The 4217-nt window shown below is 54.9% G+C and carries 6 protein-coding genes; 5 read left to right on the top strand and 1 reads right to left on the bottom strand.

What is annotated here, in order from left to right; all coding sequences use genetic code 11:
* Positions 1-522: recombinase family protein (locus AC4PR2_RS27835; protein WP_492175908.1), on the bottom strand; the 522-nt coding region annotated here is incomplete at its 3' end.
* A 416-nt stretch (positions 523-938) separates the two neighbouring features.
* Between AC4PR2_RS27835 and parA the strand changes: the two genes are divergently transcribed.
* From parA to AC4PR2_RS27810, 5 genes are all read left to right on the top strand, one after another.
* Entirely contained in the window at positions 939-1559 is a 621-nt protein-coding gene (gene parA / locus AC4PR2_RS27830) for a ParA family partition ATPase (RefSeq protein WP_072628469.1), read from the top strand.
* A gap of 47 nt (positions 1560-1606) precedes the next feature.
* Positions 1607-1834, top strand: coding sequence for a plasmid partition protein ParG (locus AC4PR2_RS27825; protein ID WP_072628470.1), 228 nt, complete (start codon positions 1607-1609; stop codon positions 1832-1834).
* 672 nt (positions 1835-2506) lie between these two features.
* A complete protein-coding gene (locus tag AC4PR2_RS27820; RefSeq protein WP_277497190.1) occupies positions 2507-3178 on the top strand; it encodes a DNA methyltransferase in 672 nt (223 codons plus the stop codon).
* Positions 3179-3188: 10 nt separating this feature from the next.
* Positions 3189-3413, top strand: coding sequence for a YubE family protein (locus AC4PR2_RS27815; RefSeq protein ID WP_151888119.1), 225 nt, complete (start codon positions 3189-3191; stop codon positions 3411-3413).
* A 427-nt stretch (positions 3414-3840) separates the two neighbouring features.
* Positions 3841-4217 (top strand): antirestriction protein (locus AC4PR2_RS27810; protein ID WP_492175907.1); only part of this gene is annotated, 377 nt, incomplete at its 3' end.

The raw sequence follows: 4217 nt of genomic DNA, 5'->3' as shown, positions 1-4217 counted from the left end.
GGCTCTGCCAATGCCCAGTTGGTCGGCAACCGCTTCGCGGGTGAGTCCGGCCAGCGTCAATTCAATCACCTGCTGCGTTTTCGCCTGAGCGGTGGGTTTTCTTCCTTTATATGCCCCCCTGGCTTTCGCGCGGGCAATGCCTTCCCGCTGCCGTTCCTGACGCAGGCGTGTCTCGAACTCGGCGAAAACGCCCAACATATCCAGGAAAGCCTTGCCGGATGCCGAAGAAGTATCGATGGCCTGCTCGGTCGCCCTGAGCTTGATGTTTTGCCCTTCAAGCTCATGAACCAGATTCTGCAAGTCGCGCAGACTGCGTGACAGGCGATCGATACGGGTGATCACCAACGTATCCCCTTCTCGCAAGTAATCAAGGCAGTCATCGAGTGCCTGACGGCCCTCTTTCCTGGCGCCGGTCATTTTCTCCGAGAAGATTTTACGGCAGCCGGCTGAAGTCAGCACCGCTATCTGATGTGTCAGATCCTGATCTGTCGTGGATACACGAGCATAACCGACGAGCGCCATACGATTTAATCTCAATAGACATTAGACAATGAGATTTTTGCGTATCAAATTTACTAAATCAAGTTATGTGATACTTGTTTTGAACAAATCACCCAGGATCTCACAAAGGTATACCTTGTGAGAGCCAGGGCGGGGCTGTTCATTTAAATAGGGTGAGGCCCCTACCCTCCCACCTGTAACTACGTTATCGAGCCGCCTACTTAACTAGACGGGTTATAGTATCTTGACAGCGATTTTTCGGAACGAATAGGGATGAACGTCGGCGTACAACGATAACCTTGGAACTTTTATTTGATTGAGTTTTTACTCATTTATGATTATGGGTTTTTGAGTGTTTGAGTTTTCTTTACTCATTTGTGTTTATGTGTATACTGGGAAATAATCAAAAACACAAATGAGTAAGTGAGGGTTTGAGTATGAAGGTTATCGCATTTTTGAATCCAAAAGGTGGTTCAGGTAAAACAACCGCAACTATCAATGTCAGTTCTTGCTTGGCCAACTCCGGAAATCGGGTTGCTGTGGTTGATACAGACCCTCAGATGAGCTTGACCAACTGGAACAGAGCAGAAAAGGCCCCCTTTGATGTTTTCACTGCTTCTTCTGAAAAAGATGTATACCAGGTACGAAAAGAGTTGGCTGACTATGATTTTGTCATCATTGACGGTGCCGGTTCGCTTTCTGTCATTACTTCCGCGGCGGTGATGGTAAGTGATCTGATCATCATTCCTGTGACGCCAAGCCCATTGGATTTTTCTGCAGCAGGGTCAGTCGTTACGGTACTGGAAGCCCAGGCTTACAATCGTCCTGTTGAAGCTCGCTTCTTGATTACCCGTAAAATTGAGCAGGCTACCATGCTGAATGTACTCAAGGAGAGCATTACTCAAACTGGGATTAAAGCTTTTAGAACAGCTATATCTCAGCGTCAGAGCTATGTTAAGTCGGTTCTTGATGGCGAGAGTGTCTTTGAAACGAACGACAATGCCGCAAAAGGGGAAATCCAAATATTAACCCGAGAAATTGTTGCTCTTTTTGAGTAAATACTCATAAGCTCAAATTAACACTATTACTTTAAAGTGAGTCGAACATGGCCTTACAAAAGCAACAATCTGGCGCCAAAATGTCATTTGGTGAGCACAGAGATTTGGAAAAAGTGGTTACAGCCGTTGTCCCTTCGGGTAAGCAAAAAAGAGTCAATGTGAACTTTGATGAGGATAAGCATATTCGGTTTAAGGCTGCCTGTGCAAAACGAGGTCTATCTATATCGGATGTAATAAAAGAGCTGGTCGATGACTGGCTAAAGAGTAATGAGTAAAAACACATATGTGTTTTTGTGTTTTAATTTTGTATGTTGCTCGAAACTAATTTCGGCTATTTGCATTAATTTCAATTAATTAACTAATTACTCTTGAATGAAACTCCTTCGATGGCTGGTCGAATTCGACCAGCCATCAGCCCTACTCGTCTAGTCTCCCTGGCGATCGTCAAATCTCGCTGAACCCTTGCAGGTTTAGGGCCTGGTAGGCTTGGTTCTGAAAGCTAACATCAAGGTCTACCTCCTGCGCTTGCAAGCGGCGATGCCGGTATGTGCGGTGGCGCATTGAGCGCCTTGCCCGCGTGAAGGTCAACCGCCACGCGCCGGGGCGCAAAGGTCGCCGGCATGGCCGGCCTTTCTCCGGCGGCTGCAGTGTCGCGGTGGCAATGTGCCTCACTACTGCCGCATTGCGGCTGTCTGAGGGATGAACGGCCTTCAAAAATGTTCCCCCTGCAGCCCGATGACATCTTGGCAGGCGCCGCCTTCCGCGCGGCGGCGTGCAAGCCCGGCCTTCAAGCGGCTTTCGCGGCATAAGCTCGCCGTGCTGCGCCGTCTCGTTATTCCACGGTCCGCTTGACGCGCAGCGACCCCTGCCGGCCATGACATCGGGCAGCAGGGAACGGTGGCCGTACCGGCCCCCTCCTGCACCCCTCGAATGGCGAGGTATTCCTTATGTCCCGATTTGTCCTGGGTGATTCCGTGCAGGTGATGGCCGACTATCCGGCGAGCAGCGTTGATTTTGTCTTAACCGATCCGCCGTACCTGGTGGGCTTCAAAGACCGCAGCGGCCGCAGTATCGCGGGTGACGTCAATGATGCATGGGTGCAGCCGGCGTTTGCCGAGATGTTCCGGGTGCTCAAGCCGAACTCGCTGGCGGTGAGTTTCTACGGCTGGAACCGTGTCGATACCTTTATGACCGCCTGGAAGCGTGCCGGCTTTCGCGTAGTGGGGCATTTGGTCTTTACCAAGCGCTACGCCTCGAAATCGGCCTTTGTCGGCTACCAGCACGAATGCGCCTACATCCTGGCGAAAGGGCGCCCGCCGCTGCCGGCGCAGCCGCCGGCGGACGTGCAACCCTGGGAGTACACCGGCAACCGGCACCACCCGACCGAAAAGCCGGTGTCCATCCTGCAACCGCTGATTGAGACGTTCACGCCGCCAGGGGCGATTGTGCTCGATCCCTTCGCCGGCTCCGGTTCGACCTGCGTCGCCGCTTTCCAGGCCGGGCGGCGTTACATCGGCATCGAGCTGCTTGAGCAATACCACGCCATCGGCCGGCAGCGTCTGGCCGACCTGCAACGCGCGGCAGTGGCTGGCGCCACACGCACCCCTACCGCAGCATGAGGACGCAAAGATGAAAAACTATGAGGGTCACGACGGGCTGCGTGCCGACATTGCGGCGCTGGCCGATGAGATGTGCGAGCTGCATCTGCGGCTACGGGGGCTGGTGAGTGCGTATTTCTGGAACAGCGACGTGCTGGCCGAGCGCCTGGCGGGTCATATCCTGCGGGACGCGCACGACCGTTACGTCGAGATCTACAAGGCGATTAACGAACTTGAACACCATTTCAAGGATTGAGCGGAAGGAAACAGGCGATCGGGCGGGGTAACCTGCCCGGTGGTTTTGCGTGCGTTGCCTGCGCCCGCGTTGGCGCATCGAGCGCCGCGCGCACGCGACACCCCACCGCCACGCGGCACTTGCCGGCAAGCCGGCGCCGCAAAGGCCGCAGGCAGAGCCTGCCCACACCGTTTTAATCCTTTTCCTCTGACGCCCTGGTGTCGTGACGGCCAGAGCCGTACCCAAACGCTAGTCCGGCACGGTTGGGCTGCAAGGGTTCGCTTCGCCGCCTCCTCACCCGTTCGCACCCGTTACGGGCATTCAGCCGCGCAACGGGCTTGCGCTGCGGCTTGCGGTGACGCCCCTGCTTCCCGCCCTCAAGGCCGGCCTTTCGAATGGGTACGGCACTGGCCGGTGCCGCAATCCCTGACCGTTTGGAGGTAGCCCCATGCAACAGAATACCGCGTTGAACCTGCACGTTTGTGAAGCTGACCGTCTGTCATTCCTGCCGTACCTGTTCGGCGACGATTACCTGCTGGCAGAAATGCAGGTTTACGGCACTGCCGACCGCTACCTGCCGCAGTACACCGGCGGCTTCTGGCACTTCATCATGTTGCCGGCGGGTGGCGGCTACATGGCGCCGGACTGCGACCGGGTGCATGTGGTCAATGATGATAACTGGTTTGACAAGACCGTGAGCGGTGACGCTGCCGGCATCATCGTCACGCTGCTGGCTATCAACCGCCGCTGCTGGCTGCATCACGACCGCAACAAGGCGGGGCTGGTGCAACTCTTCATGCAGCGTGAGCAACAGCTTTACGACTA

Source organism: Serratia sp. A07, from assembly GCF_058725505.1.
This window is presented reverse-complemented; position numbering and strand designations above follow the sequence as displayed.